The 26406-nt window shown below is 61.8% G+C and carries 36 protein-coding genes; 15 read left to right on the top strand and 21 right to left on the bottom strand.

What is annotated here, in order from left to right:
• Nucleotides 1-63: 63 nt before the first annotated feature.
• From grxD to leuC, 8 genes are all read right to left on the bottom strand, one after another.
• Nucleotides 64-396: a Grx4 family monothiol glutaredoxin gene (gene grxD / locus K3180_RS07280; RefSeq protein ID WP_221539476.1), complete on the bottom strand. Its 333-nt coding sequence runs from the start codon at nt 394-396 to the stop codon at nt 64-66.
• A gap of 39 nt (nt 397-435) precedes the next feature.
• Nucleotides 436-669, bottom strand: a complete 234-nt coding sequence (locus K3180_RS07275; protein ID WP_221539475.1) for a BolA/IbaG family iron-sulfur metabolism protein — start codon at nt 667-669, stop codon at nt 436-438.
• Between the two features lie 5 nt (nt 670-674).
• Complete coding sequence (locus K3180_RS07270; RefSeq protein ID WP_221539474.1) at nt 675-1001, bottom strand: DUF1476 domain-containing protein; 327 nt, start codon at nt 999-1001, stop codon at nt 675-677.
• 75 nt (nt 1002-1076) lie between these two features.
• A complete protein-coding gene (locus K3180_RS07265; RefSeq protein ID WP_221539473.1) occupies nt 1077-2075 on the bottom strand; it encodes an NADPH:quinone oxidoreductase family protein in 999 nt (332 codons plus the stop codon).
• Nucleotides 2072-2683 (bottom strand): 3-isopropylmalate dehydratase small subunit, encoded by a 612-nt coding sequence (gene leuD, locus K3180_RS07260; protein ID WP_221539472.1) that lies wholly within the window; start codon nt 2681-2683, stop codon nt 2072-2074. Before leuD ends, K3180_RS07265 begins: the two co-directional genes overlap by 4 nt.
• The gene (locus tag K3180_RS07255) at nt 2683-3519 is read right to left on the bottom strand and encodes an N-acyl homoserine lactonase family protein (RefSeq protein ID WP_221539471.1); all 837 of its coding nucleotides are present in this window, start codon (nt 3517-3519) and stop codon (nt 2683-2685) included. The genes leuD and K3180_RS07255 overlap by 1 nt, the downstream gene beginning before the upstream one ends.
• A 26-nt stretch (nt 3520-3545) precedes the next feature.
• On the bottom strand, nt 3546-3704 hold the full coding sequence (locus tag K3180_RS07250) for an isopropylmalate isomerase (RefSeq protein ID WP_160608011.1): 159 nt from the start codon (nt 3702-3704) through the stop codon (nt 3546-3548).
• Nucleotides 3705-3743: 39 nt separating this feature from the next.
• Nucleotides 3744-5180 (bottom strand): 3-isopropylmalate dehydratase large subunit, encoded by a 1437-nt coding sequence (gene leuC, locus K3180_RS07245; protein ID WP_221539469.1) that lies wholly within the window; start codon nt 5178-5180, stop codon nt 3744-3746.
• A 122-nt stretch (nt 5181-5302) separates the two neighbouring features.
• Between leuC and K3180_RS07240 the strand changes: the two genes are divergently transcribed.
• Together K3180_RS07240 and K3180_RS07235 are read left to right on the top strand one after the other, a co-directional pair.
• Entirely contained in the window at nt 5303-5725 is a 423-nt protein-coding gene (locus K3180_RS07240) for an acyl-CoA thioesterase (RefSeq protein WP_221539467.1), read from the top strand.
• A 38-nt stretch (nt 5726-5763) separates the two neighbouring features.
• Nucleotides 5764-6282, top strand: coding sequence for a sterol desaturase family protein (locus K3180_RS07235; protein WP_221539627.1), 519 nt, complete (start codon nt 5764-5766; stop codon nt 6280-6282).
• Nucleotides 6283-6495: 213 nt separating this feature from the next.
• On the opposite strand, the gene K3180_RS07230 is transcribed toward K3180_RS07235, so the two are convergent.
• Genes K3180_RS07230 through K3180_RS07175 form a run of 12 tightly spaced genes read right to left on the bottom strand, consistent with a single transcriptional unit; the run spans nt 6496 to nt 10701 of the window.
• Nucleotides 6496-6843 carry a YbaN family protein gene (locus tag K3180_RS07230; RefSeq protein WP_221539465.1) on the bottom strand — a complete coding sequence of 116 codons (348 nt, stop codon included), beginning with the start codon at nt 6841-6843 and terminating at the stop codon, nt 6496-6498.
• A 1-nt stretch (nt 6844) separates the two neighbouring features.
• Complete coding sequence (locus tag K3180_RS07225) at nt 6845-7252, bottom strand: SufE family protein (protein WP_221539463.1); 408 nt, start codon at nt 7250-7252, stop codon at nt 6845-6847.
• A gap of 43 nt (nt 7253-7295) precedes the next feature.
• On the bottom strand, nt 7296-7472 hold the full coding sequence (locus tag K3180_RS07220; RefSeq protein ID WP_221539461.1) for a hypothetical protein: 177 nt from the start codon (nt 7470-7472) through the stop codon (nt 7296-7298).
• Complete coding sequence (locus tag K3180_RS07215) at nt 7469-7702, bottom strand: hypothetical protein (RefSeq protein ID WP_221539459.1); 234 nt, start codon at nt 7700-7702, stop codon at nt 7469-7471. Before K3180_RS07215 ends, K3180_RS07220 begins: the two co-directional genes overlap by 4 nt.
• A gap of 40 nt (nt 7703-7742) precedes the next feature.
• Nucleotides 7743-8030: a hypothetical protein gene (locus K3180_RS07210; RefSeq protein ID WP_221539457.1), complete on the bottom strand. Its 288-nt coding sequence runs from the start codon at nt 8028-8030 to the stop codon at nt 7743-7745.
• Nucleotides 8027-8332, bottom strand: coding sequence for a hypothetical protein (locus K3180_RS07205; RefSeq protein ID WP_221539456.1), 306 nt, complete (start codon nt 8330-8332; stop codon nt 8027-8029). Before K3180_RS07205 ends, K3180_RS07210 begins: the two co-directional genes overlap by 4 nt.
• Entirely contained in the window at nt 8332-8640 is a 309-nt protein-coding gene (locus tag K3180_RS07200) for a hypothetical protein (RefSeq protein ID WP_221539454.1), read from the bottom strand. The genes K3180_RS07205 and K3180_RS07200 overlap by 1 nt, the downstream gene beginning before the upstream one ends.
• Nucleotides 8640-8948 carry a hypothetical protein gene (locus tag K3180_RS07195; protein WP_221539452.1) on the bottom strand — a complete coding sequence of 103 codons (309 nt, stop codon included), beginning with the start codon at nt 8946-8948 and terminating at the stop codon, nt 8640-8642. Before K3180_RS07195 ends, K3180_RS07200 begins: the two co-directional genes overlap by 1 nt.
• A 24-nt stretch (nt 8949-8972) precedes the next feature.
• A complete protein-coding gene (gene pspC / locus K3180_RS07190) occupies nt 8973-9350 on the bottom strand; it encodes an envelope stress response membrane protein PspC (RefSeq protein WP_221539450.1) in 378 nt (125 codons plus the stop codon).
• Nucleotides 9347-9643 (bottom strand): envelope stress response membrane protein PspB, encoded by a 297-nt coding sequence (gene pspB / locus K3180_RS07185; protein WP_221539448.1) that lies wholly within the window; start codon nt 9641-9643, stop codon nt 9347-9349. Before pspB ends, pspC begins: the two co-directional genes overlap by 4 nt.
• A gap of 3 nt (nt 9644-9646) precedes the next feature.
• On the bottom strand, nt 9647-10552 hold the full coding sequence (pspA, locus tag K3180_RS07180; RefSeq protein WP_425594521.1) for a phage shock protein PspA: 906 nt from the start codon (nt 10550-10552) through the stop codon (nt 9647-9649).
• The gene (locus K3180_RS07175) at nt 10549-10701 is read right to left on the bottom strand and encodes a hypothetical protein (RefSeq protein ID WP_221539446.1); all 153 of its coding nucleotides are present in this window, start codon (nt 10699-10701) and stop codon (nt 10549-10551) included. Before K3180_RS07175 ends, pspA begins: the two co-directional genes overlap by 4 nt.
• Nucleotides 10702-10857: 156 nt before the next feature.
• Between K3180_RS07175 and pspF the strand changes: the two genes are divergently transcribed.
• From pspF to rbfA, 7 genes are all read left to right on the top strand, one after another.
• Entirely contained in the window at nt 10858-11883 is a 1026-nt protein-coding gene (pspF, locus tag K3180_RS07170; protein ID WP_221539444.1) for a phage shock protein operon transcriptional activator, read from the top strand.
• A gap of 135 nt (nt 11884-12018) precedes the next feature.
• Nucleotides 12019-12576 carry a ribosome maturation protein RimP gene (gene rimP / locus K3180_RS07165; RefSeq protein WP_221539442.1) on the top strand — a complete coding sequence of 186 codons (558 nt, stop codon included), beginning with the start codon at nt 12019-12021 and terminating at the stop codon, nt 12574-12576.
• A complete protein-coding gene (gene nusA / locus K3180_RS07160; protein WP_221539440.1) occupies nt 12576-14261 on the top strand; it encodes a transcription termination factor NusA in 1686 nt (561 codons plus the stop codon). The genes rimP and nusA overlap by 1 nt, the downstream gene beginning before the upstream one ends.
• A complete protein-coding gene (locus tag K3180_RS07155) occupies nt 14242-14982 on the top strand; it encodes a DUF448 domain-containing protein (protein ID WP_221539438.1) in 741 nt (246 codons plus the stop codon). Before nusA ends, K3180_RS07155 begins: the two co-directional genes overlap by 20 nt.
• A 20-nt stretch (nt 14983-15002) precedes the next feature.
• Complete coding sequence (gene infB, locus K3180_RS07150) at nt 15003-17516, top strand: translation initiation factor IF-2 (protein ID WP_221539435.1); 2514 nt, start codon at nt 15003-15005, stop codon at nt 17514-17516.
• Nucleotides 17513-17932: a PaaI family thioesterase gene (locus tag K3180_RS07145; protein ID WP_345719443.1), complete on the top strand. Its 420-nt coding sequence runs from the start codon at nt 17513-17515 to the stop codon at nt 17930-17932. Before infB ends, K3180_RS07145 begins: the two co-directional genes overlap by 4 nt.
• Nucleotides 17932-18330, top strand: coding sequence for a 30S ribosome-binding factor RbfA (gene rbfA, locus K3180_RS07140; protein WP_221539433.1), 399 nt, complete (start codon nt 17932-17934; stop codon nt 18328-18330). Before K3180_RS07145 ends, rbfA begins: the two co-directional genes overlap by 1 nt.
• A 3-nt stretch (nt 18331-18333) precedes the next feature.
• Here rbfA and K3180_RS07135 read toward each other — a convergent pair whose 3' ends face one another.
• Nucleotides 18334-19962 carry an AbgT family transporter gene (locus K3180_RS07135; RefSeq protein ID WP_221539431.1) on the bottom strand — a complete coding sequence of 543 codons (1629 nt, stop codon included), beginning with the start codon at nt 19960-19962 and terminating at the stop codon, nt 18334-18336.
• A gap of 106 nt (nt 19963-20068) precedes the next feature.
• On the opposite strand from K3180_RS07135, the gene K3180_RS07130 reads away from it, so the two are divergent.
• From K3180_RS07130 to K3180_RS07105, 6 genes are all read left to right on the top strand, one after another.
• Complete coding sequence (locus K3180_RS07130; RefSeq protein WP_221539429.1) at nt 20069-20647, top strand: thymidine kinase; 579 nt, start codon at nt 20069-20071, stop codon at nt 20645-20647.
• A 38-nt stretch (nt 20648-20685) separates the two neighbouring features.
• Nucleotides 20686-21375 carry a site-2 protease family protein gene (locus tag K3180_RS07125; protein WP_221539427.1) on the top strand — a complete coding sequence of 230 codons (690 nt, stop codon included), beginning with the start codon at nt 20686-20688 and terminating at the stop codon, nt 21373-21375.
• Nucleotides 21372-22388, top strand: coding sequence for a tRNA pseudouridine(55) synthase TruB (gene truB / locus K3180_RS07120; RefSeq protein ID WP_345719442.1), 1017 nt, complete (start codon nt 21372-21374; stop codon nt 22386-22388). Before K3180_RS07125 ends, truB begins: the two co-directional genes overlap by 4 nt.
• Before the next feature lie 4 nt (nt 22389-22392).
• On the top strand, nt 22393-22662 hold the full coding sequence (gene rpsO / locus K3180_RS07115) for a 30S ribosomal protein S15 (protein WP_221539422.1): 270 nt from the start codon (nt 22393-22395) through the stop codon (nt 22660-22662).
• Between the two features lie 179 nt (nt 22663-22841).
• Complete coding sequence (gene pnp / locus K3180_RS07110) at nt 22842-25136, top strand: polyribonucleotide nucleotidyltransferase (protein WP_221539420.1); 2295 nt, start codon at nt 22842-22844, stop codon at nt 25134-25136.
• Between the two features lie 190 nt (nt 25137-25326).
• The gene (locus tag K3180_RS07105) at nt 25327-26388 is read left to right on the top strand and encodes a methyltransferase domain-containing protein (RefSeq protein ID WP_221539418.1); all 1062 of its coding nucleotides are present in this window, start codon (nt 25327-25329) and stop codon (nt 26386-26388) included.
• Nucleotides 26389-26406 lie beyond the last annotated feature (18 nt).

Genomic DNA, 26406 nt, shown 5'->3' with positions numbered 1-26406 from the left:
CACATAAAAGGCCCGCCCGGTTGTCCCCCGGGCGGGCCTTGTTCGTTGCGAACTAGAGAGTGTTCAGCCTTCGGCCTTGGCGACCTGCTTTTCGTCCATCAGCTGCTGGAGTTCGCCGGCCTCGAACATCTCCATCATGATGTCGCTGCCGCCCAGGAATTCGCCTTTCACATAAAGCTGCGGGATAGTTGGCCAGTCGGAATAGGCCTTGATACCCTGGCGGATTTCCATGTCCTGCAGCACATCCACGCTGTCGTAGGCGACGCCGCAATGGTCGAGAATGGCCACCGCGCGGCTGGAAAAGCCGCACTGAGGGAAGAGCGGGGTGCCCTTCATGAAAAGAACGACATCGTTGCCCTTGACGATGTCGGAAATGCGCGAATTCACGTCGGACATGAGAGCCCTGCCTTTGGAGTTGCTAAAACTATCAGGAGATCAATTGGGGGCTTGCGTGGTCAGTTGCAAGGCATGGAGCTCGCCCCCCATACGCGTGCCCAGGGCATCATAGACCAGCTTGTGCTGGGCGACGCGCGTCTTGCCGGCGAATTGGGGCGCTGTGACTTTCGCCGCCCAATGGTCGTTATCGCCTGCGAGATCGCGCATCTCGACCGTTGCGCCCGGAAGCGCCTCTTCGATGAGAGCGACGATATCTTCGGATTTCATCGGCATGAAATTTACTTCTGATCGCTCATGAACTGGCGGCGCGCCTCGATCGAGCATTCGTCGAGCTTGGCGCGAATGTCGGCTTCGGAAACGTCGCACTCGGCAGCGGTCAGGTCGCCCAGCAGCTTGCGGACCACATCCTCATCGCCCGCTTCCTCGAAATCGGCCTGGACGACCGCTTTCTTGTAGGCGTCCGTTTCTTCTTCGGTCAGGCCCATCAGTCCTGCCGCCCATTCGCCAAGCAGGCGATTGCGGCGCGCGGCGATCTTGAAATCCGTTTCCTGGTCGAAGGCGTATTTGGTTTCTTCACCGCGTTCGCGATCCTTGAAGTCGGTCATGTCATTCCCCTTGGAAAGAAGTTGAGCCGAGGAATAGGCTCGGCATTCCCGAGCGGCAAGGGCGCATGGGGGCGATTAATCCATCGTCACGACAAGCTTTCCGATCGCTCCGCGATTTTCCAGCTTGGCGATAGCCTCATGCGCGCGCTCGATTGGATAGGTCTCGCTGATCAGCGGATTGATCTTGCCTGCCTTCCAGAGATCGAACAGTTCGGCGATATTGGCATTGTTCCGTTCGGGCTCGCGGGCGGTGAACGCGCCCCAGAAGACACCGCGAATGTCGCAGCTTTTCAGCAAGGTGAGATTAAGCGGCATCTTTGCAATTCCCGCGGGGAAGCCGACCACCAGGAAGCGGCCCTCCCAGGCGATCGAACGCAGTGCCGGCTCGGAATAGTCTCCGCCGACGATGTCGTAGACGATGTCGGCGCCATCGGGGCCAACCGCATCCTTGAATGCCTGCGCCAGAGCCTTGGACTGATCCTTGTCGAAGGGTGCGCGGGGATAGATCACGACCTCGTCCGCCCCGGCTTTCTTCGCCACTTCGCCTTTCTCTTCGGTAGAGACGGCGGCCACCACGCGGCAGCCATAGGCCTTGGCAAGCTCGACTGCCGAAAGGCCCACGCCGCCTGCTGCGCCGAGAATGAGGACGGTCTCGCCTTCCTTGATGTCGCCGCGGTCCTTGAGCCCGTGGATCGTCGTGCCGTAGGTCATCAGCAGCGCCGATGCCTGGACCAGGTCGATGCCCTCGGGAACCTTGAACAGGCGCGCAGCGGCGACCGCGACCTTCTCCTGCAGTCCGCCATTGCCGACGCCGCAGATGACCTTGTCACCGACCGCAAAACCTTCGACGCCTTCACCCAGCGCCTCGATGGTGCCCGAAATTTCTCCGCCGGGTGCGAAGGGGCGGGGGGGCTTGAACTGGTACATGTCGCGGATAATCAGCGTGTCGGGAAAGTTGATCGCGCAGGCTGCGACATCGATCAGCACCTCGCCCTTGCCGGGTGTGGGTGTGTCCACCTCCTCGACGACTAGGGTTTCGGGGCCGCCGGTCTCTTTCGACAAGACTGCTTTCATGCGTGTTCTCTCCGATTTTTATTGGGCGTGTCGAGCCAGGGAAGCCCGGCCGCGCGCTGTTTTTCGTGATTTTCGATGGCCGCATCACGCTCCAGCGTTAGCCCGATCTCGTCGAGGCCACCCATGAGGCAATGCTTGCGGAAAGGATCGATTTCGAAAGCGAAACGATCCTGGAATGGGGTAGTGACGACCTGGTTTTCGAGGTCGATGGTGATTGGGTGATCCTTCGCGACTTCGAGCAGCCGGTCGACCTGTTCCTGCGGCAGTTCGACCGCCAGGATGCCGTTCTTGAAGGCATTGCCCGAGAAGATGTCCGAGAAACTCGGCGCGATCACTGCGGTAAGGCCCAGGTCGAGCATGGCCCAGGCGGCGTGTTCGCGGCTCGACCCGCAGCCGAAATTGTCGCCCGCAATAAGGATTGGAGCGCCGACGAAATCCTCGACATCGAAGGGGTTGCCCGGAGTCTGGCGGATCGTCTCGAAGGCGCCTTTGCCCAAACCTTCGCGGCTGACGGTCTTCAGCCAGTGCGCCGGGATAATGACGTCGGTATCGATATTCTTGAGGCCCAGCGGGATCGCGCGGCCTTCTATGGTCGAAACGGCTTCCACTATTTCGCGCTCTCGGGAAATGCCGGCAGGCGGCCTAGATGGCGCGGATCGTGCTGGATTACGATCGTCGCATCGAGATTGCCGGCCATCTGGTTGAAGCGGTGGAACGAGGCGAGTGTATCGGCGCGATCAGTGTTGAATGTCGGCACACCCGCGTTTTCGATCTGCTCTTCGAAATGATAGAGATCGCCGGTCAGCATGTAGGTGCCGGACTGCGGCAAATCCACGACCAGCGATTTGTGGCCCGGGGTATGGCCGGGCATTGCCACGATGCGGACCGACCCGTCACCGAAGACGTCATGGTCTCCTGCGATACGCGTCACCTTGCCCGATGCGCCTTCGGCCAGCCAGGGGGCGAGCTGCGCACGGGTTGCCTCCATCTGGCCGGAGCTTGCCGCTTCGGCATCGCCGCTCCCGATGAGCAGTTCCGCGCCGGGAAATACCGCCGCCTGGCCGATATGGTCGTCATGGTAGTGGCTGATGCCCACGAAAGTGATGTCGGAGGGTGCAAGGTCAAGTTCGGTCAGCTGTTCGGCGATGGTCCGCTGGACACTTAGAGTGAACACCCATTGCTTCGCGCTGCTGCCCTTGAGCGCCGCCGGCAGGCCGGTGTCCCACAGCAGATAGTTCTCGCCGTTGCGGACAAGGTAGCAGCTGTCGGTCAAAGTGCGAGGCTGGCCATCGTAAAGATGCGTATCTGAGAAGGGTGCGGTGTCGCCGAGTTCGATCGTGCCGCAGTCTAGGCGCCACATCTCGATATCCGGAGCTTCTTGCGCGGCGGCAGGGGCGGCGATGCCCGCCAGCAGGGCGGTCAGAAATACTGATTTCGGCGACATGTTGCTCTCTCCTCTATAGCGCGATCTCAATCGGTCTCCGGTTTCTCGCCGGAAGGGATCGGCCCCGGCTGCTTCGGCTGGTTTTTCTTTTCGCGGCGCTTGTTCGCATAGAGCAGCGCTGCAGCGATTGCGGCGGAACCGATCGCACCGGCGATGGCGGCCTTGCCTTTGGGGAGCTTTGTCATGACCCTCTCATGGGATTTGCACGCGCCGAGGGCAAGGGGTCACTCGCCCATCAGTTTGCGTACATCGGTGAGGCGGCCCGTCACCGCGGCGGCGGCAGCCATTGCCGGGCTGAGGAGATGGGTGCGCGAACCCGGCCCCTGGCGGCCCACGAAATTGCGGTTGGAGGTGGAGGCGCAGCGTTCGCCCGGCGGAACCTTGTCCGGGTTCATTGCGAGACAGGCCGAACAGCCCGGCTCGCGCCATTCGAAACCGGCATCGATGAAGATACGGTCCAGCCCCTCTTCTTCCGCCTGCCGCTTCACGAGGCCCGAACCCGGCACGGCAATAGCCCAGCGTACGCCCGGTGCCTTCCGGCGGCCTTTCAGGACATCTGCGGCTGCCCTGAGGTCTTCGATGCGGCTATTGGTGCAGGAGCCGATGAAAATGTTTTCGACCGCGACCTCTTCCATCGGGGTGTCCGGGACAAGCCCCATGTAGTCGAGGCTCTTGCGTACCGCCTCGCGCTTGGAAGGATCGCCGAAGCTGTCGGGGGAGGGGACCTTGCCGCCGATGGCCACCACATCTTCCGGGCTGGTTCCCCAACTTACGGTCGGCTCGATATCCGTGGCTTGGATGACGACCGATTTGTCGAACTCGGCATCCTCGTCGGTCGCGAGCGAGCGCCACCACCGAACGGCCCGATCCCAATCTTCACCGATCGGCGCGTAAGGGCGACCTTCCAGATATCGGAAAACACTTTCGTCGGGCGCGATCAGCCCAGCGCGGGCACCGCCCTCTATGCTCATGTTGCAGACCGTCAAGCGCCCTTCCACGCTCATACGCTCGAACACCTCGCCGCGGTACTCGATGACGTGGCCTGTCCCGCCCGCGGTGCCGATCATGCCGATGATATGGAGGATGAGATCCTTGGGTGTAACACCGGGTCCCAACTCGCCCTCGACGCGTATTTCCATCGTCTTGCTCGGACGCAGCAGCAGCGTCTGCGTGGCGAGAACATGTTCCACCTCGCTCGTCCCGATGCCGAAAGCCAGTGCGCCGATCCCGCCATGCGCCGCCGTGTGGCTGTCACCGCATACGATGGTGGTGCCGGGAAGCGAGAAGCCCTGTTCGGGGCCGACGACGTGGACGATGCCCTGTTCGGGCGCGACGGCGTCGATGTAGTCGATGCCGAAAGAGGGGGCGTTGGCTTCGAGTGCGGCGAGCTGTGCCGCGCTTTGCGCATCCTTGATGGGCAGGCGCGAACCGTCGGCTGCCGTGCGGGCGGTGGTCGGAAGATTGTGGTCGGGAACTGCCAGCGTCAGATCCGGGCGGCGGACTTTGCGCCCGGCAAGGCGCAAGGCTTCGAAGGCCTGCGGGCTGGTGACTTCATGGACCAGATGCCGGTCGATATAGATCAGGCAGGTGCCGTCATCCTGTCGCTCGACGACATGAGCGTCCCAGATCTTTTCGTAGAGTGTGCGCGGTTTGCTCGCCATGCGCCCAATGTGCGGCAGGGCGGGGGGATTTGGCAAAATGGCAAATCGAAGGGCAGCCCAAGAATGCCTTTTGTCACGAGAGAATCATGGAACCGTAATGTTTTATCTGTTAATTTACATCTATGTCAGCAAAACCCTTCTCTTTTCCGATCAAAGTTCTTCCCGCAGATATCGATTTCATGGGACATGTGAACAATGCGCGCTACCTGAACTGGGTTCAGGACACGGTGCTGGCGCACTGGCGCAAGCTCGCGCCCGCGGACGAGGTGGCGAGCAAAGCCTGGGTCGCGCTCAAGCACGAAATCACCTATCGCAAGCCGGCCTTCCTCGATGACGAGGTGATTGCCGAAACCGTGCTGGAAAAGATCAAGGGCGCGCGTAGCTTTTACAATACGGTGATCCGGCGGGGCGAAGATGTGCTGGCCGAGGTGAAGAGCATGTGGTGCTGCCTCGATGCCGACAGCCACCGTCCAGCGCGCATCAGCCGTGAAGTCGCGGAAAAATGCTTCGGCATGCCGCGCAAGGCATCGTCTGCGACCGAGTAGGCTTTGCGCCGGAGACCGGCAGCGCCTATATTGCGGTCATGGAAATCGTCCTTCCCATACTGATCGTGTTGGCAACAGTGGCGGCTATGGAGTGGGTGGCATGGGCCAGCCACAAATATATCATGCACGGCTTCGGATGGGGCTGGCACCGCGATCATCACGAGCCGCACGACAATCTGCTGGAAAAGAACGACCTCTATGCCATCGTCGGAGCGGCGGCGAGCATTTCGATGTTCGCGCTCGGCAGCGCGTGGGTAATGGGAGCCGACGCCTGGTGGCCAGCAACCTGGATCGGCCTCGGTATCCTGTTCTACGGCGTGATCTACACGCTGGTGCACGACGGGCTGGTCCACCAGCGCTATTTCAAATGGGTTCCGAAGAAGGGCTATGCCAAGCGGCTGGTGCAGGCGCACAAGCTGCACCATGCGACCATCGGCAAGGAAGGCGGTGTCAGCTTCGGCTTCGTCTTCGCGCGCGATCCGGCCAGCCTGAAAGCCGAACTCAGGCGCCAGCGCGAGGCGGGCGAAGCCGTGGTACGCGAAAGCGCGAGCGGTTGATCTTGCGTGTGCCTGCGGTGGGAGCCGGGTAACGAAGTTGACACAGTGTCAACCGGTCAAAAAATAAGGCAAGTTTCTGTTAATATGTGATTTTTCCAGAAATATCCTGGTTGACACCTGGGCGGTACCGCCCCCCCCCGCTCGGTTGGAAATCCATGATCCTGAAGCGCGTTCTCGGGACATAACGCAAGCTGCACGATGTAGGAAAGCGGCTTATTCGTTGCGCGTCGCTATCCAGCTGCCGGCGATCACGAGGATGGCGATCGATATCCAGTAGTAGGGCGCGCCAAGTGTGTACCAGGTGAACACAGCGCCCGTTGCCATTGCGCCGATCGCCATGGTCTTGGCGCGGCGGCTGATCGCGCGGCGTTCGCGCCAGTCCTTGACCTGCGGGCCCCAATGCGGGTGGTCGAGGATTCTTTTTTCGAGCTCGGGGCTGGAGCGGGCGAAGAAATACACCGCCAGCAGCAGAAAAGGGACGGTCGGCATGATTGGCAGGAAGGCCCCGATTGCACCGAGAGCCACCGCTAAATAGCCGAGAACGCGGTAAAGCGCGCGCATATCAGCCGGCTGCGATACGAGCCGCGTGTTGTTTTACCAGCGCGATCATGTTGGGGACGCCTTGCGTACGGTTGCTCGACAACTGGTTCTTGAGATCGAAAGGCTCGAGTGCAGCGTGAATGTCCATTTCGGCGACCTCGCTAGCAGGCCGATCCTGAACCGCGGCAATCACCAGCGCCACGATGCCCTTGGTGATGGCGGCATTGCTGTCGGCAAGGAAATGCAGCTTGCCCTTGTCGCTGGTGGGATAGACCCAGACGCTGGCCGAACAGCCGCGTACCAGCGTGGCGTCGGTCTTGAGCGCGTCCGGCATCTCGTCCAGCTCGCGGCCCAGCTCGATCAGCAGCCGGTACCGCTCGTCGCCTTCGAGAAACTCGTATTCTTCTTGGATATCGGAAAGGTCTCGCATGGGCGGGGCATCTAGCGGGTGCCGGCACACGCGTCCATTGGACTCAGCCGGTGATGCCGCCGGGGCGGGTGACGGCATAATAGATGACGTATATCCAGCTGATGAAGCCGTGAAATATGGCCCACAGGATCGACTGGTTCTGTGCCCATGAAATCGCCACGGCGATCGCGCTGCCGAGCCCGATGCCGGCCTTTGCAGCTTCCCCGGTACGGCTGTTCACAGGTCCACCCCGCTGGCGATCGCCTCGAGCTTCTTGATCCGCTCCTTCAGATCGGCAAGCTCGATCCGGGCAGCACCGATCGACGAGCCTTCCTGGCGCGGACCTTGATGACCTTCGAGCTCGCTGCGCTTCAGGTCCAGCCATCCCTGCCATCCGCGCAGCATGGCGGCGGCAATGATGACCAGGCCGGTCAGGCTGGCAGCGGCGACTATCAGTGTCGGTTCGAACATTTCCCCATGTCCTCCTTGAACCAGTTTCCTCTTTCCCGCCTCACTCGGCCCGCTTGTCGCGCAGGGCTTCGATTTCGGCGGCGATCCTCTTGGTTTCCTGCGCGTCGAGCGAATTGCCGTCGGTGGCGATTCTCTCCAGCACCTTGATGCGTTCTCGCAGGTCCTCGATTTCCTTGTTCGTCTCGGCGTCGGTTCCGATGTCCGCCACGCTCTCGTTACCACGCTCGTCGACAACGATGCCGCGGTCGGCGCGGTGGCGGGCCTTGCTCAGCTGGACCACGCCCCACACGATGATGGCGATGATTGCGACAGTGGCCCATGCGCTCATGACGATGCTCCCGTGCGATCCTCGATCCTGTCGAGCTTGCGGAGTTCGTCGATCTGCGAGGCCAGCGCATGATTGCCGTCCGTCGCAATCCGTTCGAGCACGCGCACGCGCTCTTCCATTTTTGAATAGTCGCCATTGGAGAAGCGGGCCTGTTCGGCCTTTGCTTCCTCGGCACGCGCCTGGAGTTCCAGCTTGCGCTCCTTGTGCTCGGCCTCACGCTTCTGGAAGAGGTACGCCATCGGCATGACGATCATGAGAGTCAGCAGTATGAAGCCGAAGATCAGGATGAGGTCGGCGTCCATCAGTTTGCGTCCTGCTTGTCGCGAAGGCGATCAATCTCGTTCGTGAGGTGATAGCCGCTATCGGTCACAATGCGCTCGACATTGCCGAGCCGGTCCTTGAGCGAACCGAGCTGGGCGCGCAGTTCGGCGTTTTCCTGAGTCAGCAGTTTCACCCGTTCGACCGCCTGGTCGTTCTTGGGATAGACTGCCTTGCCCCAGCTGTTTTCGAGCGGGTAGCCGTTCTTGACCCTGATCCAGGTATTGGCGACCCAGGCCAGCGATATCGCAATGACGCCTAAGATCATTGTGGTTTCGGTGATCAGTTCCATCAGGCTTTCTCCCCCTTCTTCAATTCGAGCGGCACGCCCGCTCCCTGATCGGTCACGCGACGTTGGTCGCGCAGTGCCTCGATCTGGGTCGCGACATCGTATCCCTTGTCGGTGACGATGCGTTCGAGCACGCGGACGCGGTCCTCAAGATCCTGTACGTGGCTGGCATATTGCGCGGCCTTTTCGGCTGTTGCCTTCGCGGTCGTCTCCACATTCATTTCCGCGATCTTCTGCTGGTGCTTGGTCCAGATCGCCACAATCGGGATCATCAGCGCAATGATCGGGATCAAGATGCCAAGATCTTCCATTACTATCCTCCCTGTTTCGTGCGCTTACCGGAGCCGTTCGATTTCGGCGTTCAGGCGCGGATTGCTGCTGACGTAGAAGGTTTCGACCTCGGCCAGGCGGCGGTCCACATCCTTCATCTTGGCGCGAATTTCGCGGGCGGTGCGCTTCGGGCTCTGGCGAACGCGCTGCCAGTAGCGCTGCTCGTCCGGCTCCGAATAGAGATGCGCGGGCTTCTTGTTCAGCAGGATGCCGGCCAGGAAATAGAACGGGATGGTCGAACCGCCAGTGATGAAAGTCAGACCCAGGAAACCGAGGCGAACCCAGAAGGCATCGACGCCCGTATAGTCCGCGATACCGGAGCAGACGCCCATCAGCTTCGCATTGGCCTTGTCGCGATAGAGGGTGGTGCGGGGGCTGTTCACTTGGTTGCTCCTTTTTTCTCGGCCATCAGCTGTTCGAGTTCGCGCAGCTGCTGGTTGTCCTGTTCGCTGTCATGGACAAGGCGGGCGGGGCGGAAGTCGGGGTTGTCGGAAGCTACGAGACGTTCGACCGTATCCATCCGTTCGTCGAGCCGCTTGGCGAGGTTGTAGAGTTCCTCGAGCAGGGCTTCGTCGTCGGTGGTGATAGTGGCGGAAGTCTTCCACTTGGTGATGTAGTGGAGGATGATCCACGGCAGGGCGATGAAGATCGCGACAATTGCAAAAACGTCGTCCACGGATCAGTCCTCCTTCTTGGCGTCTTCGGACTTGCCGAGCGCCTTTTTCATTTGGGCAAGTTCGTCGTCGATCGCATCGGCACCCTCCAGCGCGGCGATCTCGTCGGCCAGGTTCGGTTTGCCCGAGCTGTCCGAAATGCTCAGCGCATCGGCGCGACCTTCGGCATAGTCCACGCGGCGTTCGAGCTGGTCGAACCGGCTGAGTGCCTCGTCAACGCGGTCTTCGGTCATCAGGCTGCGCAGCTTGACGCGGTTCTCAGCGCTTTCGAGACGCGCAGCGATGGCGGTCTGGCGGCTGCGGGCTTCGCGCAGGCGGTTCTGCAGCTTGTGAATGTCCTGCTCGTAGGCGCGTAGTGCATCGTCGAGCACCGCGATCTCCTGCTTGAGCTGGTCGGCCATGTCGGCGGCCTTCTTCTTCTCGACCAGTGCTGCACGGGCCAGGTCCTCGCGGTCCTTCGACAGTGCGAGCTGCGCCTTTTCGCCCCAGTCGGCCTGGAGCTTGTCCAGCTTCACCGTGTGACGGTGCATTTCCTTCTGGTCGGCAATGGTGCGGGCGGCGCTGGCGCGAACTTCGACAAGCGTCTCCTCCATTTCCATGATGATCATGCGGATCATCTTCTGCGGATCGTCCGCCTGATCGAGGAGATCGTTGAAATTGGCCGCAATAATGTCGCGGGTACGGCTGAAGATTCCCATTAAAGGTACTCCACTGGAGAAAAATTGGTTGGCCCGGTCACGGCCGCTATCCTGCGTCGGCGTGGGCGAGCGGCGGAGCCGTTCGACCTCGCTGTCGAGACGCGAGAGGGTCACGCGCTTGGGGCGGGCCGGAGCGTCCGCTGCGCGGGACTTGCGCTGGGGACTTTCGGGAGTGCGGCGCTCCGGCCCAAGGGGATGCTTGTGGTCGCTCACGCGATTTCCACATGCCCGATGGATGCCACCATCGGCATTGGCGTGGTGACCGTGATCTGCGAGCTCAGCGCAACGAAAGCCGTCATCATCGCAATGCTGGCGAGGGCGGCCTTGCCGAGCTGGGTGCTGAAGAACTTGCGGTTGTACATGGTGTCCTCCCTGGACGTGAACTGGTGTTGTCCCATGTTAAGCAAGCGGTGTGCCAAACTCGATTTGCCGCAGAAAACGGTGCTTTTCAGAGTTTTCGACGAACGACATTGTGGTGGGTATTGCCAACCCTTGGTGAAAATTCCTATATCTTGGCCATGGAGCGGGAAAATCAGTACATCGGCCAGTCCGGCGCCTTTCTCGACGCGGTCGAGCGCACCAGTCGTGCGGCGCCCATGCGCAGGCCCGTGCTGGTCATCGGTGAACGGGGTACCGGCAAGGAATTGATCGCCGAGCGACTTCATCGCCTTTCCAACAGATGGGAAGAACCTCTCGTCACGATGAATTGCGCAGCCTTGCCCGAAACGCTGATCGAGGCGGAGCTGTTCGGTCATGAGGCCGGGGCATTCACCGGTGCTACCAGACAGCGCGCCGGAAGGTTCGAGGAAGCCGACAAGGGTACGCTTTTTCTCGACGAACTGGGTACGCTGTCGATGGGCGCACAGGAACGCCTGCTCCGCGCCGTGGAATATGGCGAGGTCACGCGTATCGGCTCCTCGCGCCCGATCAACGTGGATGTGCGCATCGTCGCCGCCACCAACGAGGACCTGCCCGCCAAGGCCGAGCGCGGCGAGTTCCGCGCCGACCTGCTCGACCGCCTCAGTTTCGAGGTTATCACCCTTCCACCCCTGCGCGTGCGCGAGGGAGATATTGCGGTGCTGGCCGACTATTTCGGCCGGCGCATGGGTGCCGAACTGGGATGGGAAGCCTGGCCGGGTTTTTCCGAGCATGTCGCGCAGCAGCTCGAAAACCATCAATGGCCTGGTAATGTCCGCGAATTGCGCAATGTGATCGAACGGGCGGTCTATCGCTGGGACGATTGGGGAAGCCCGATCGGGCATGTCCAGTTCGACCCGTTCGAAAGCCCGTGGAAGCCGGTCTCGCCTCCCACGCCGCGGAAACGGTCCGATGGTAGTCCTGCAGCTACTACTCAACCGGCGGCACCCGATCTTGACGCCGTCGAGGACCTGCGCAGCGCCGTGGATGCTCATGAAAAGGCCATTCTCGAGCACGCGCTCGGCAAGCATCGCTGGAACCAGCGCCAGACCGCCAAGGCGCTGGGCCTCAGCTACGACCAGTTGCGCCATGCCATCAAGAAGCACGGTCTCACCGACGACAATTGAACGAGACTTGCTTTTGGCGGGACTCGCGCCTATCTGGCCCTCAATCCCGACATTGTCGCGACACTGTGGGGCTGGCGCCGCAAGGGGCCGGCACGAAACCCGCTTGTCGCAATGCAAGTCCATACCGGAGTATGAATGGCTGATATTGACCGCTTGAACGAAGTTATCGAACCCGAAGCGCAGGCGCTGGGTTTCGAGCTCGTGCGCGTCAAGATGATGCCGTCGGAAGCCGGGGACGGGGCGCAGGCGCTCCAGATCATGGCGGAAGACCCGGCGACGGGCCAGCTACTGATCGAACAATGCGCTGCACTTTCGCGCCGCGTGTCGGACCGGATCGACGAGCTGGAAGAGCAGGGCGAAGTGCTGGTCGAAGGCGCCTATCACCTCGAAGTCAGCTCGCCCGGTATCGACCGTCCGCTCACCCGCGCGAAGGATTTCGAGCAGTGGGCCGGCCACGAAGCGAAGATCAGCATGGTCAAGGGTTTCGACGGCCAGCGCAACTACAAGGGTGACCTCAAGGGCATCGAAGGTCATTGCGTTGTCATTATAGATGCCAAAGCCGGCGAGGTGAAACTCGACCGCGACCAGATCCACACGGCAAAGCTCGTCTTGACCGACGCGCTCATTGCCGCCACCCAGCCGCTCGACACGAGTGGTGCCGAAGACATCGAAGAAGAAAAGGCAGACGACTGATGGCCAGTGCCATTTCCGCCAACAAGGCAGAACTCCTTGCAATCGCCAATGCGGTCGCATCGGAAAAAATGATCGACAAGTCCATCGTCATCGAGGCGATGGAAGAGGCGATCCAGAAGTCCGCCCGTAACCGCTATGGCGCGGAGAACGACATTCGCGCCAAGCTCGACCCGCAGACCGGCGATCTTCGCCTGTGGCGCGTTGTCGAGGTCGTTGAAGAAGTCGAAGACTATTTCAAGCAGGTCGATCTCAAGGCTGCCGAGAAGCTCCAGAAGGATGCCAAGGTCGGGGATTTCATCGTCGATCCGCTGCCCCCGGTCGATCTCGGGCGTATCGATGCGCAGTCCGCCAAGCAGGTCATCTTCCAGAAGGTCCGCGATGCCGAGCGCGAGCGCCAGTATGAAGAATTCAAGGACCGCGCCGGCGAAGTGATCACCGGCGTGATCAAGTCGGTCGAATTCGGCCATGTAATCGTCAACCTCGGCCGCGCCGAAGGTGTCATCCGTCGCGACCAGCAGATCCCGCGCGAGGCTGCCCGCGTGGGCGAGCGTGTCCGCGCGCTGATCACCAAGGTCGAACGCAACAACCGCGGGCCGCAGATTTTCCTCAGCCGCGCGCACCCCGATTTCATGCGCAAGCTGTTCGCGCAGGAAGTGCCCGAAATCTACGACGGCATCATCGAAATCAAGGCCGCCGCCCGCGATCCGGGCAGCCGCGCGAAGATCGGCGTGATCAGCCATGACAGCAGCATCGATCCGGTCGGTGCCTGCGTCGGTATGAAGGGCAGCCGCGTCCAAGCTGTGGTGCAGGAACTGCAGGGCGAGAAGATCGACATCATTCCCTGGTCGGAAGATGGCGCGACCTTTATCGTGAACGCGCTCCAGCCGGCCACCGTCAGCCGCGTCGTACTCGACGAGGAAGATGGCCGCATCGAAGTCGTCGTGCCCGACGACCAGCTCAGCCTCGCCATTGGTCGCCGCGGCCAGAACGTCCGCCTCGCCAGCCAGCTGACCGGCAACCAGATCGACATCATGACCGAGGAAGAAGCTTCGGAAAAGCGCAGCAAGGAATTCGCCGAGCGCTCCAAGATGTTCGAAGAGGAACTCGACGTCGACGAAACGCTTTCGCAGCTGCTCGTCGCCGAAGGTTTCGCAGAGCTGGAAGAAGTCGCTTACGTCGAGCTCGAAGAGCTCGCCGGCATCGAAGGCTTCGACGAGGAACTGGCCGAAGAACTCCAGAACCGTGCGAAAGAAGCGCTCGATCGGCAGGAAGAAACGCATCGTGCCGCGCGCCGTGAACTGGGCGTCGAAGACGAATTGGCCGAACTGCCGCATATGACCGAAGCGATGCTGGTCACGCTCGGCAAGGCGGGTCTCAAGACGCTCGACGATGTGGCGGACCTCGCCACTGACGAACTGATCGCCAAGAAGCGCGAAGCTCCACGTCGCCGAAACAATGCTGATGGCCCGCCGATGCGCCGTGACCGTCCGATGCGCGAGCAGGACAAGGGCGGCGTGCTGGGCGAATACGGCCTGACCGAAGAGCAGGGCAACGAGATCATCATGGCTGCCCGCGCGCACTGGTTCGAGGACGAAGAGCCAAAGGCAGCAGCCGAAGAGGAAGCTCCGGCATCTGCCGAAGCCGCCGACACGCAGGAGGCCGCCGATGCGGACTCCACCCAATGAGAGCCTGACGTCCGACATCGCTGAAGCCCGCAGGCCCCGTAGACCGGAGCCCGAACGGCGCTGCATATTGACCGGAGAGACGGGCTCGCGCGATGCGCTGGTCCGGCTTGCCGCCTCGCCCTCCGGCCTCGTACTGCCAGATGCGCAGGAAAAGGCACCGGGACGGGGGGCATGGGTCTGTTCCTCTCGCACGGCGATCGAGGAGGCGCAGCGCAACGGGAAACTGAAAGCGGGCCTGGCGCGCGCGTTCAAGACCGGCGATCTCGAGATACCCGAGGATCTGTCGCAAAGGATCGCGGATGCGCTCACGCGCGTATTTCTCGACCGACTGGGTCTCGAAATGCGCGTCGGAGCCCTTATCTTGGGCACACAGCGTATTGCGGAGTCCGCCCGCATGGGTGGAGTGTCGGCACTCTTCCATGCCAACGACGCGAGCGAAGACGGGCGCAAGAAACTCGATCAGGCCTGGCGTGTAGGGCGTGAGGCAGAAGGCAGCGGCGAACGCGGCTGGACACTGCCACTGGACCGCGACGCTCTGTCTGTGGCATTGGGCCGCGACAATGTCGTCCATTTCGGTCTGGCCGACGATGCTGCGGCCGCGCGGGTTCTCAAGCCCTTGAAGCGGCTGATGCATTATCTGGGGCAAGAAATTCCGAACGGAACTTGGCCCGACGAATTCGGGCGCGCATCCGTACGCGCCGGTGACGATACGAACGATTGAACGAAGAGAAACGAGCAAGAATGAGCGACGACGACAAGAAACCTGCCCGTAAACCGCTGAGCCTCAAGGGCGCGCAGCCGGGCGAGGTCAAGCAGACCTTCAGCCACGGCCGTACCAACAAGGTGGCGGTCGAGGTGAAGCGCCGCCGCAAGCTCTTGAAGCCCGGTGAAACGCCGCCTCCCCCGCCGCCCGCGCCCGAGCCCGAGCCGACCCCGGCTCCTGCCCCAGCTCCGGCGGCCAAGAAGGCTGCGCCGAAAAAGGCCGCGCCCGCTTCGGAAACTCCGCAGGAACGCGTTGCCCGTCTCCAGCGTGAGGCCGAGGAAGAGCGCCTGCGCCTGACCGAAGAAGCGCGCAAGCGTGACGAGGAGCAGGCCAAGAAGGCCGCCGAAGACGAGAAGAAGCGCGCCGAAGACAAGCGCAAGGCCGAAGAAGAAGCCGCCAGCAAGGCGGCGGAAGAGCCCGCGAGTCCGGCAGCTGAGGCAGCAGAAGCACCGGCTCCCGAGGAAGTGCCTGCCGATGAGAGTTCGCCTGCTCCGGCTCCGCGCCAGTTCACGCCCGTCAAGCGTCCGGAAATCAAGAAGCCCGAACGCGCCAAGAAGAAAGAAGACAAGCCTGCGCGCGTTGCCGAAACGCCGGACAAGCGCCGCTCCGGCAAGCTTTCCGTCAAGAAGGCCCTGAACGAGGACGAAGGCCGCCGTGCGCGCAGCCTTGCCGCGCTCAAGCGTGCGCGTGAAAAGGAACGCCGCATGCAGGGCGGCGGCTCCAGCAAGCCGCGTGAGAAGCAGGTACGCGATGTCATCGTTCCCGAGGCAATCACCGTCGGCGAACTGGCCAAGCGCATGGGCGAAAAGGGCGCCGACCTGGTGAAGGAACTCTTCAATCTCGATATGATGGTCACCGTCAACCAGACGATCGACCAGGATACGGCAGAACTGCTGGTCGAGCAGTTCGGCCACAATATCCAGAAGGTCTCCGAAGCCGACGTCGATATTACGAATGACGAAGATGTCGATCCGGAAGAGACGCTGAAGCCCCGTCCGCCAGTCGTCACCATCATGGGCCATGTCGACCACGGCAAGACTTCGCTGCTCGACGCACTTCGCGGCGCCAATGTGGTGAAGGGCGAAGCCGGCGGTATCACGCAGCATATCGGCAGCTACCAGGTGCAGACGAAGGGCGGCGATGCCATTACCTTTCTCGACACGCCGGGCCACGCCGCCTTTACCCAGATGCGCCAGCGGGGTGCCAACATCACCGATATCGTGGTGCTGGTGGTGGCTGCCGATGACGGCATCATGCCGCAGACGATCGAAGCCATCAACCACACCAAGGCCGCAGGCGTCCCGATGATTGTTGCGATCAACAAGATGGACAAGCCGGAAGCCAATCCGGACAACATCCGCACCCGTCTGCTCGAACACGAAGTGATCGTGGAATCGATGTCCGGCGATGTGCAGGACGTGGAAATCTCCGCCAAGGAGAAGACAGGTCTGGACGATTTGCTCGAGAAGATCGCGCTGCAGGCCGAACTGCTCGAACTGAAGGCGAACCCCGACCGCATGGCCGAGGCAACTGTCATCGAAGCGCAGCTCGACAAGGGCCGCGGCCCGGTCGCGACCGTACTCGTCACCCGCGGTACGCTGGAACGTGGCAACACCTTCGTAGTCGGCACGCAGAGCGGCCGTGTCCGCGCCATCGTCGACGACCAGGGCAAGCAGATCAAGAAGGCCGGACCTTCGATGCCGGTCGAGGTCCTCGGCCTTGGCGGTGTGCCGAGTGCGGGCGATGTGCTGACCGTGGTCGAAAACGAACAGCGTGCCCGCGAGGTTGCGCAGTATCGCCAGGAAAAGGCGACCGAAAAGCGCACCGCGCTTGCGCCGACCAGCTTCGATACGATGTTCAACAACCTCGCCTCGAACGTGGTCGAATTCCCAGTGCTGGTGAAAGCCGATGTGCAGGGCTCGGTGGAAGCGATCACGACCGCACTGCACAATCTGTCGAACGATCTCATCAAGGTCCGCGTTCTGCACGCAGGCGTGGGTGCAATCACCGAAAGCGACGTGCAGCTGGCAGCCGCCTCGAACGCTCCCATCATCGGGTTCAACGTCCGGCCGAATGCCAAGGCGCGCGAACTGGTGAAGCGCGACGGCGTGGAGATGAAATATTACGACGTCATCTACCACCTGACCGAGGAAATCGCGAAGGAGATGGCGGGCGAGCTGGGTCCGGAGCGGATCGAACACGTCGTCGGCCGTGCTGCGGTCAAGGAAGTGTTCCGTTCGGGCAAGAAGGACAAGGCCGCTGGCCTGCTGGTCGAGGAAGGCGTCATCCGCAAGGGGCTGCATGCACGCCTCACGCGCGAAGACGTCATCGTCTCGGCCACGACTATCGCCTCGTTGCGCCGCTTCAAGGACGATGTGGACGAAGTCCGCGCCGGTCTCGAATGTGGTGTGGTCCTCGCCGACACGAACGACATCAAGCCGGGCGACCAGCTTGAAGTGTTCGAGGTCGAGGAGCGTGAACGCACACTGTGAGCGTTGATCCCCAAAGGCACGCCCTCGGCGCCGCTCATGCGGAGCTGATGGGCGTGGCCTTCGACAGTTTCGATGAGGAGCGCGAGGAGATCACCCTGCGCTTCCATGCGCCGGAAAGTTTCATAACCCCGCGCGGCAGTGTGCAGGGCGGCCTCGTCGCAGGATTCCTCGATGAGGTAATGGGCTGGGCGCATGTCTGGGCAACGAAACATGAGGAAGCGCCGCTCAATCTCGAAATCTCCATGACGCTTCTGCGTCCGGTTAAGGCGGGACCGCTCGTTGGCAAGGGGCGCGTGGTCCGCCGCGGACGGCGCGTAACCTTTCTCGAAGGCGAGTTGTTCGACGGGGAGGGTAACCTCCTGGCGCGGTCGAGCAGTACAGCCATCCCCACACCACGTCCGACCGGAGAAAAGTGATGGCCCGCAACCTTTCCACTCCCGAACAGCAATCGGTGCGCGTCCTCAAAGTGGGCGAGCGGGTGCGGCATATATTGTCCGAACTGCTCGCACGCGGGGAGGCGCATGACGATGTGCTGCGTGCGTCGAACATTTCCGTGACCGAGGTGCGGATGAGCCCCGACCTCAGGAACGCCAAGGCCTATGTAAAACCCCTGCTGGGGCAGGACGAGGCGGCGGTGCTGAAGGCACTGCGCACCAATACGGCGTTCTTCCAGAAGGAAGTCGCCAAGCGACTGGGGCTCAAGTTTGCGCCCAAACTCTCATTTCAGCCTGACGAAAGCTTTGATGAGGCGGAACGGATCGAGAAGCTGCTCTCCGACCCCAAGGTCGCGAGCGACCTCGAGGACGAAGAGTAGGCCTTACTCTGCGCTGGCCGGGGCGGTCGGATCGACCGTCGTCGGCACATCCATGAATACTTCAGCACCCGGGCCGAGCGGAAGATCCAGCACGACCCATCCGATGGTCATTGCCAGCCCTGCCAGCAACAGGCCGACCGAATAGGGCAGCATTGTCGCTGCAAGGCTGCCGAGGCCGAAGTCCTTCTGCCAGCGCTGGCAGAAGATCAGGATCAGCGGGAAATAGACCATCAGCGGCGTGATGATGTTGGTCGCCCCGTCGCCCACACGATAGGCGGCGGTTGCCATTTCCGGTGAGATGCCCAGCAGCATCAGCATGGGTACGAGAACCGGCGCAAGCAGCGCCCACTTCGCACTCGCCGAACCGACGAAGATGTTGAGCAGGGCCGAGACGAGAATGATCGCCGTCAGCAGGGCCCATGCGGGCAGGCCGCTGTTGCCGAGAAAATCGGCTCCGTTCACTGCGAGGATCAGGCCGAGGTTCGACCAGGCGAACATCGCCACGAAATGCGCGGCGGCGAAGGCGAGAACGAGGTAATAGGCAAGATCCTCCATTGCCCCGGCCATCATCTTCACAAGTCCCCGGTGATCGTCGATCGTCCCGGCAGCCTTGCCATAGGCCCAGCCGGCAAGGAGGAAGAGCAGGAAGAAGCCTGCGACGAGGCTCTGGTAGAAGGGAGTAAGCTGTGCTTCGGGCGAAGCGCCTTCGTCGATCAGCGGGGTTCCGGGGCCGAGCGTGAAGAATAGCCACAGGCCGACGACGAAAAGTACGGCGAGCCCTGCCCAGCGCAGTCCCTTGCTCTCGGCAGCCGAAAGCGGGCGGTCCCCATCGGCAACTTCGCCCTGTTGCTCCGGCGAGACGGCCTTGCCCGCCATGGAGGGGTTCCATGGCCCGAGGCGGGGTTCGATCAACCTGTCGGTCACGAACCAGATCACCGGCAGGAAGATGAATGTCATCGCGGCGATGAAATACCAGTTACCGGCGATATTGGCTGTAAAATCACCGAAGACCGTCTCCACACTAGCCTCGGTAATGCCGAATAGCAGCGCGTCGAGCTGGCCGGGCAGCAAATTGGCAGAGAACCCGCCCGATACGCCGGCAAAGGCAGCGGCAATACCCGCGACCGGATGGCGTCCGGCGGCATGGAAAATAATTCCGGCGAGCGGGATGAGAACAACATAAGCGGCATCGGCGGCAAGATTTCCCATCATGCCGACGAAGGCGACGATGGGCGTCAGCAGATAGACCGGCGCATTCCGAACGCCCGCGCGCATCGCTGTGCCAAACAGGCCCGCGCGCTCGGCAACACCTGCACCCAGCATCACGACCAACACATAGCCGAGTGGATGGAAGTGGGTGAAGGTCTGCGGCATTTCGACCCAGAGCCGCGCGATGTTCTCCGCGCTCAGCAGGCTCTGTGCAGTGATGATGGTGGCCGCTCCGGTGTCGGCATCGACTTCGGTGGGATGCGCGGCGGAAAGCCCGGTGAGTGAGGCGACGATGGAAACAACCACCAATATCGCGATCAGCCAGAAGAACAGGAAAACCGGATCGGGCAGCTTGTTGCCGCTTCGTTCGATCCAGCCGAGAATGCCACCCTGCTTGCCCGAAGTCGCCTGTGCTTCTGCCATGGAAATCCCACTCACCTTACTTTTATTGGTTTGTCGAGGTATCTCATCCCCAATCCTGTCTGTCGATCTCCTTAACAGCCCTGTCCGCTGGCGCTAGACCCCGGCGATGGCCAAGCTCTATTTCTACTATGCCAGCATGAATGCAGGGAAGAGTTCCACCCTGCTCCAGGCCGCGTTCAACTATGGCGAGCGCGGGATGAAGGTCTCGCTGTGGACCGCTGCGCTGGACGACAGGCCCGGTTTTGGCGCGATTTCCAGCCGCATCGGGCTTGCCAGCGATGCGCATCGTTACGAAGCCGATACAGATATCGAGGCGCGCGTACTGGAAGAGCATAAAGAGACCACACTTGCCTGCGTGCTGGTCGACGAGGCGCAGTTCCTCACCCGTGACCAGGTTTGGCAGTTGGCGCGTCTTGCGGATGATGCGGGCATCCCGGTGCTGTGTTACGGCCTGCGCACCGATTTCCAGGGCGAACTCTTTCCCGGCTCGGCGGCGCTTCTTGGCATTGCGGATGCATTGGTCGAGATGAAGGCCGTGTGCGATTGCGGTCGCAAGGCCACGATGAACCTGCGCGTCGACGCAAATGGCAAGGCGGTCAGCGAAGGCGCGCAGACCGAAATCGGCGGCAACGACCGCTATGTCGCCATGTGCCGCAGGCATTTTTCCGAGGCGCTGGCCCGCTAGAGGGTGCGCGTTCACTTTCGCGTGCCTACATAGTCGCCATGGCCGAAACCCTTACGCTCGCAGCGGTCCTCATCCCCTGCCTCATCATCGCAATCGTGTTCCACGAAGTCGCCCATGGCTGGACCGCACTGGCATTGGGCGACACGACCGCGCGCGATATGGGACGGCTCACGCTAAACCCGATCAAACATGTCGATCCCATCGGCACATTGCTGGTGCCGGGCGCGCTGGCACTGTTCGGGGGTCCGATCTTCGGCTGGGCCAAGCCGGTGCCCGTCAATGCGCGCAGGCTCGACAATCCGCGCTACGGCATGATGGCCGTTGCCGCCGCAGGTCCGGGAACGAACATACTTCTCGCACTCCTCGGCGCAATCATCTTCGGCATGCTGGCGGGCTTTGCAACCACTTGGGGCGTCGCGCTCTCCGACTGGGCGCTGACCGCATTCGGCTCCTTCATCGTCATCAACGTCTTCCTCGCCCTGTTCAACATGCTTCCTATCCCGCCCTTCGACGGATCGCATATCGTTGGCGGGCTGATGCCGCGTCGCTGGGCGCATCACTGGCAGAAGCTGCAGGCTATGGGGATGCTACTACTGGTCGTTCTGATTGCGGCGACATGGGCCTTTCCCGACGCACGCTGGATCGAGAACACCATCTTCCCGCCGGTCGAATGGCTGACCGGGCTGTTCTATTCCGTCGCCGCCGGTATCGAGGATTTCATCACGTGAGCCAGCAGAGCAAACCCGCACCGCACGGCTGGCTGCTGCTCGACAAGCCACGCGGGCTCGGCTCGACGCAGGCCGTCGGGCTGGTCAAACGCGTGCTCCGGCAGGGCGGCTACGCGAAGACGAAGGTCGGCCACGGCGGAACGCTGGATCCGCTCGCGGAAGGCGTACTACCGATTGCGCTGGGCGAAGCGACCAAGCTGGCTGGACGAATGCTGGACAGCGACAAGATCTACGAATTCACCATCCAGTTCGGGGAACAGACCGACACGCTGGATACCGAAGGGGAGGTCGTTCACCGCAGCGACCGCCGCCCGCCGATTGCTGCCATCGCTGCCGTACTCGAACATTTCTCGGGAGAAATCGAACAGGCACCGCCCGCATTTTCCGCAATCAAGGTTGGCGGCAAGCGCGCCTACGATCTCGCGCGGGCCGGTGAAGAGGTGGAAATGAAGACCCGCCAGGTGACGATTCACGATCTCCGCCTTCTGGCCGAGCGCGAGGATGCTGCCCTGCGCTCCAGCTTTGCCACCACTTCCGGTCGGCCGGATCCCTACGATCCGCAGGCCCCGCTCGAACTGGCGGATTGCGTGACCCTGATAGCGCATGTCTCCAAGGGCACGTATATCCGGTCTCTGGCACGGGATATCGCACACGCGCTTGGTACGGTGGGCCATGTCACCTATCTCAGGCGGGTAAAGGCTGGCCCGTTCCGCGAGGATCAGGCGATTTCGCTGGACTCGGCGGAAGAAATCGCTAAGGGCGCGCCCATCGAAAACCTTCTCCTGCCGCTAGAGGCGGGACTGGACGACATCCCGGTCCTTCCCCTCGATCCCGACAGCGCGCAGGCGGTCCGCCAGGGCCGGGTATTGTCGGACCTGCCCCCCGTTCATGGAGAATGGGCCGACGGGCTCCATCTTGCCAAGCTGGGAAACACCCCGGTGGCGTTGATGGAACTCGAAGGAGGCTCGGCCAAGGTCGTGCGGGGTTTCAACCTATCGGATGTCGCGGAGTAAATGAATGTCGGTTACCACCGAGCGTAAAGCTGAAATCATCAAGGACAACGCCCAGGGCAAGGGTGATACCGGTTCGCCGGAAGTCCAGGTCGCGATCCTCACCGAGCGTATTCGCAACCTCACCGATCACTTCAAGGCCAATCACAAGGACAACCACTCGCGCCGTGGCCTCCTCATGATGGTCAACAAGCGTCGCAACCTGCTCGCCTATCTCAAGAAGGTGGATGTCGAGCGGTACAACGCCCTGATCCAGAAGCTGGGTCTTCGTAAGTAAGAGTTTTCGGGAAGGGCGGCTCAAACGGGCCGCCCTTTTCGCATATGGCCCCCTTCGCAATTCGGCGCAGGCGGCACACCAGAGGCAGGAAAAATCGCCTCGAACCGGACCGGGACGGATTACCCGGCATAGTAGGCCCCGCACCGCAATAAGGCCGTGCGGGTTCATAAGGAAAATACATGTTCGACACGAAAACCGTATCGCTGGAGTGGGGCGGAAAGACCCTCACCCTCGAAACCGGCCGCATCGCCCGTCAGGCAGACGGTGCCGTTCTGGCCACCTATGGCGAAACCGTGGTGCTCTGCGCCGTGACCGCCGCCAAGAGTGTGAAGGAAGGGCAGGATTTCTTCCCGCTGACCGTCCACTACCAGGAAAAATTCTCCGCTGCGGGCCGTATCCCGGGCGGTTTCTTCAAGCGCGAAGGCCGCGCCACAGAGAAGGAAACGCTGACCTCCCGCTTGATCGACCGGCCCTGCCGGCCGCTCTTCCCGGAAGGCTTCTACAACGAAATCAACGTTATCGCGCAGGTCCTGTCCTATGACGGCGAGACCGAGCCCGATATCGTCGCGATGATCGCCGCTTCGGCTGCACTGACCATCTCGGGCGTACCCTTCATGGGCCCGATCGGCGCCGCGCGCGTCGGCTTCCGCAATGGCGAATACGAACTCAACCCGAGCCTCGACAAGGCGCTGGACGAAGAGGGTCGCCTCGACCTCGTTGTTGCCGCCACGCAGGATGCGGTGATGATGGTCGAATCCGAAGCCAAGGAGCTGACCGAAGAGGAAATGCTCGGCGCCGTCATGTTCGCGCATGAGGAAAGCCGCAAGGTCATCGGTGCGATCATCGATCTCGCCGAACAGGCTGCCAAGGATCCCTGGGATCTCGATCCGGTCGAAGACAAGTCGGCCACGCTCGAGGAACTGCGCGGCATTATCGGCGCAGACCTCGAAGCCGCCTACAAGATCACCAACAAGGCCGAACGCCAGGATGCGATCAACGCCGCCCGTACCAAGGCGCGCGAGCATTATGAAAGTCTCGGCCACGATGATCCGGCCGAATACCTCGGCAAACTCAAGCTGGTGAAGAAGCTCGAAAGCGACATCGTGCGCGGTTCGATCCTCAACGACGGCACACGCATCGACGGTCGCAAGGTGGACCAGGTCCGTCCGATCGAGGCAATGGTAGGATTGCTGCCCCGCACGCACGGTTCGGCGCTGTTCACGCGCGGTGAAACGCAGGCGATCTGCACCACCACGCTGGGCACCAAGGATGCCGAGCAGATGATCGACGGTCTCGAAGGCCTGTCGTACAATCACTTCATGCTGCACTATAACTTCCCGCCCTATTCGGTCGGCGAAGTCGGCCGTTTCGGTTTCACCAGCCGCCGCGAGACGGGCCACGGAAAGCTCGCATGGCGCGCGCTGCACCCGGTGCTGCCGAGCCACGAGGATTTCCCCTACACCATCCGTATCCTGTCGGACATCACCGAGTCGAACGGCTCGAGCTCGATGGCGACCGTTTGCGGTGGCTGTCTGTCGATGATGGATGCCGGCGTTCCGATCGAACGCCCTGTTTCCGGCATCGCCATGGGCCTGATCCTCGAAGGCGACAAATTCGCCGTACTGTCCGATATCCTGGGTGACGAAGACCACCTCGGCGACATGGACTTCAAGGTCGCAGGGTCCGAAAAAGGCATCACCTCGCTCCAGATGGACATCAAGGTTGCCGGCATCACGCAGGAAATCATGACCAAGGCGCTCGAGCAGGCGAAGGCCGGCCGCGCACACATCCTCGGCGAAATGACCAAGGCACTTTCGGGCGCTCGCGGTGAAGTGTCCAAGCACGCTCCGCGTATCGAGACGATGCAGATCGACAAGTCGAAGATCCGTGACGTCATCGGTACTGGCGGCAAGGTGATCCGTGAGATCGTTGCAGAAACCGGTGCCAAGGTCGACATCGACGACGAGGGCGTGATCAAGATCAGCTCCTCGAACGCCGACGAGATCGAAGCGGCTCGCAAGTGGATCGAAGGCATCGTCGAAGAGGCGGAAGTCGGCAAGATCTACAACGGCAAGGTCGTCAACATCGTCGACTTCGGCGCATTCGTGAACTTCATGGGCGGCAAGGACGGTCTCGTCCACGTCAGCGAAATGAAGAACGAGCGCGTCGAGAAGCCGACCGACGTCGTGTCGGAGGGCCAGGAAGTGAAGGTCAAGGTTCTCGAGATCGACCAGCGCGGAAAGGTTCGCCTGTCGATGCGCGTCGTCGACCAGGAAACCGGCGAAGAGCTGGAAGACACCCGCCCGCCGCGCGAACCGCGCGGTGATCGTGGCCCGCGCGGCGGCGGTGGCGGCGATCGTCGCGGCGGTCGCGGTGGTCCTCGCGGCGGTAGTCGCGGTGGCGGCCGTGGCGAAGGTCGCGGTGGAAATGACGGGGGTGGTGAAAGCCACGTGCCGGACTTCCTGAAGGACTAAGTCCGCTTTCCCGCGAAAGCGGGGCAGACAAACATGAAGGGTCGCCGGTTCGCCGGCGGCCCTTCTTCGTATCTTTGCCCGCAATGTGCTAGATCGTCGGCAGTCGGATTCCCGCCATCCAAGAGCGAGTCGCGGCACCATAGAACCCGGATCGCAAGGGGTCGCTTTTCCAGCATTGCGGAGAGCGAAAATGATTCAGCAGATCGACACGACGAAAGTGGAAGAACTCGCCGGCAAGGTGATCGGCGACGTTGCCGGTGCGCTCAGCCTTTTCATGGCCTATATTGGCGATCAGTCGGGGATCTTCGACACGCTAGACGGCGAAGGGCGTCTGACCCTTGCACAGATCGCCGAGAAGACCGGATATAATGAGAAATACCTGCACCAGTGGCTCGGTTCGGTCAGCGCAGCGGGCTACGTCACCTTCCATCCTGCGGACGAAACCTTTTCGCTTTCTCCCGAGCAGGCGCTGGTCTTCGCGCGGGAGGGGCAGCCGGCGAACATGCAGGGGTTCATCATGGCGGTGGTCTCGCAATATGAAGAACACCAGAAGTCGGTCGATACCTTCAGATCCGGCCAAGGCCGGCCGTGGGGAGAGCACTCGCAGTGTCTTTTCTGTGGGACCGACCGCTTCTTCCGTCCGGGTTATCAGGCCAATCTGGTTGAAAGCTGGATACCCGCGCTCGATGGCGTCGAGGGCAAATTGACCAAGGGCGCAAAGGTGGCCGACATCGGATGCGGCCATGGGTCTTCGACCGTGCTGCTGGCAAAGGCCTATCCCAATTCGACTATCCACGGCATCGATTTCCATGAACCCTCAATTGAGGAAGCACGCCGCAAGGCGGCAGAGGCGGGCGTGACCAATGTCGATTTCCAGGTCGCTACAGCACAGGATTTCGATGGCAACGACTACGACTTCGCATGCATTTTCGACGCGCTGCACGACATGGGCGATCCGGTGGGCGCAGCCCGGCACATTCGCGAGAAGCTGAAAGATGACGGCACGCTGATGCTGGTCGAGCCGATGGCCGGAGACACTATGGCGGAAAACATGCATCCCTTGGGGCAGATCTTCTATGCCTTCTCCACCACCGTATGCACTCCGGCATCGCTGTCTCAACCTGTTGGTCTCGGCCTTGGGGCGCAGGCTGGACAGAAACGGCTCACCAAGGTGCTCAACGAGGCCGGGTTCTCCAATATTCGCAGGGCATCGGAGACGCCCACCAATATGGTTCTCGAAGTCACAGGCTGACTATCGCGCAGGTGGCGG

The organism is Qipengyuania huizhouensis (genome assembly GCF_019711635.1).
Lineage (GTDB): Bacteria > Pseudomonadota > Alphaproteobacteria > Sphingomonadales > Sphingomonadaceae > Qipengyuania > Qipengyuania huizhouensis.
This window is presented reverse-complemented; position numbering and strand designations above follow the sequence as displayed.

Excerpts from the sequence above, each read along its gene's own strand:
- grxD (WP_221539476.1), bottom strand. The coding sequence starts at position 396 with ATGTCCGACGTGAATTCGCGCATTTCCGACATCGTCAAGGGCAACGAT.
- K3180_RS07275 (WP_221539475.1), bottom strand. The coding sequence starts at position 669 with ATGCCGATGAAATCCGAAGATATCGTCGCTCTCATCGAAGAGGCGCTT.
- K3180_RS07270 (WP_221539474.1), bottom strand. The coding sequence starts at position 1,001 with ATGACCGACTTCAAGGATCGCGAACGCGGTGAAGAAACCAAATACGCC.
- K3180_RS07265 (WP_221539473.1), bottom strand. The coding sequence starts at position 2,075 with ATGAAAGCAGTCTTGTCGAAAGAGACCGGCGGCCCCGAAACCCTAGTC.
- K3180_RS07255 (WP_221539471.1), bottom strand. The coding sequence starts at position 3,519 with ATGTCGCCGAAATCAGTATTTCTGACCGCCCTGCTGGCGGGCATCGCC.
- K3180_RS07250 (WP_160608011.1), bottom strand. The coding sequence starts at position 3,704 with ATGACAAAGCTCCCCAAAGGCAAGGCCGCCATCGCCGGTGCGATCGGT.
- leuC (WP_221539469.1), bottom strand. The coding sequence starts at position 5,180 with ATGGCGAGCAAACCGCGCACACTCTACGAAAAGATCTGGGACGCTCAT.
- K3180_RS07240 (WP_221539467.1), top strand. The coding sequence starts at position 5,303 with ATGTCAGCAAAACCCTTCTCTTTTCCGATCAAAGTTCTTCCCGCAGAT.
- K3180_RS07235 (WP_221539627.1), top strand. The coding sequence starts at position 5,764 with ATGGAAATCGTCCTTCCCATACTGATCGTGTTGGCAACAGTGGCGGCT.
- K3180_RS07230 (WP_221539465.1), bottom strand. The coding sequence starts at position 6,843 with ATGCGCGCGCTTTACCGCGTTCTCGGCTATTTAGCGGTGGCTCTCGGT.
- K3180_RS07225 (WP_221539463.1), bottom strand. The coding sequence starts at position 7,252 with ATGCGAGACCTTTCCGATATCCAAGAAGAATACGAGTTTCTCGAAGGC.
- K3180_RS07215 (WP_221539459.1), bottom strand. The coding sequence starts at position 7,702 with ATGTTCGAACCGACACTGATAGTCGCCGCTGCCAGCCTGACCGGCCTG.
- K3180_RS07210 (WP_221539457.1), bottom strand. The coding sequence starts at position 8,030 with ATGAGCGCATGGGCCACTGTCGCAATCATCGCCATCATCGTGTGGGGC.
- K3180_RS07205 (WP_221539456.1), bottom strand. The coding sequence starts at position 8,332 with ATGGACGCCGACCTCATCCTGATCTTCGGCTTCATACTGCTGACTCTC.
- K3180_RS07200 (WP_221539454.1), bottom strand. The coding sequence starts at position 8,640 with ATGGAACTGATCACCGAAACCACAATGATCTTAGGCGTCATTGCGATA.
- K3180_RS07195 (WP_221539452.1), bottom strand. The coding sequence starts at position 8,948 with ATGGAAGATCTTGGCATCTTGATCCCGATCATTGCGCTGATGATCCCG.
- K3180_RS07175 (WP_221539446.1), bottom strand. The coding sequence starts at position 10,701 with ATGTACAACCGCAAGTTCTTCAGCACCCAGCTCGGCAAGGCCGCCCTC.
- pspF (WP_221539444.1), top strand. The coding sequence starts at position 10,858 with ATGGAGCGGGAAAATCAGTACATCGGCCAGTCCGGCGCCTTTCTCGAC.
- rimP (WP_221539442.1), top strand. The coding sequence starts at position 12,019 with ATGGCTGATATTGACCGCTTGAACGAAGTTATCGAACCCGAAGCGCAG.
- nusA (WP_221539440.1), top strand. The coding sequence starts at position 12,576 with ATGGCCAGTGCCATTTCCGCCAACAAGGCAGAACTCCTTGCAATCGCC.
- K3180_RS07155 (WP_221539438.1), top strand. The coding sequence starts at position 14,242 with ATGCGGACTCCACCCAATGAGAGCCTGACGTCCGACATCGCTGAAGCC.
- infB (WP_221539435.1), top strand. The coding sequence starts at position 15,003 with ATGAGCGACGACGACAAGAAACCTGCCCGTAAACCGCTGAGCCTCAAG.
- rbfA (WP_221539433.1), top strand. The coding sequence starts at position 17,932 with ATGGCCCGCAACCTTTCCACTCCCGAACAGCAATCGGTGCGCGTCCTC.
- K3180_RS07135 (WP_221539431.1), bottom strand. The coding sequence starts at position 19,962 with ATGGCAGAAGCACAGGCGACTTCGGGCAAGCAGGGTGGCATTCTCGGC.
- K3180_RS07130 (WP_221539429.1), top strand. The coding sequence starts at position 20,069 with ATGGCCAAGCTCTATTTCTACTATGCCAGCATGAATGCAGGGAAGAGT.
- K3180_RS07125 (WP_221539427.1), top strand. The coding sequence starts at position 20,686 with ATGGCCGAAACCCTTACGCTCGCAGCGGTCCTCATCCCCTGCCTCATC.
- rpsO (WP_221539422.1), top strand. The coding sequence starts at position 22,393 with ATGTCGGTTACCACCGAGCGTAAAGCTGAAATCATCAAGGACAACGCC.
- pnp (WP_221539420.1), top strand. The coding sequence starts at position 22,842 with ATGTTCGACACGAAAACCGTATCGCTGGAGTGGGGCGGAAAGACCCTC.
- K3180_RS07105 (WP_221539418.1), top strand. The coding sequence starts at position 25,327 with ATGATTCAGCAGATCGACACGACGAAAGTGGAAGAACTCGCCGGCAAG.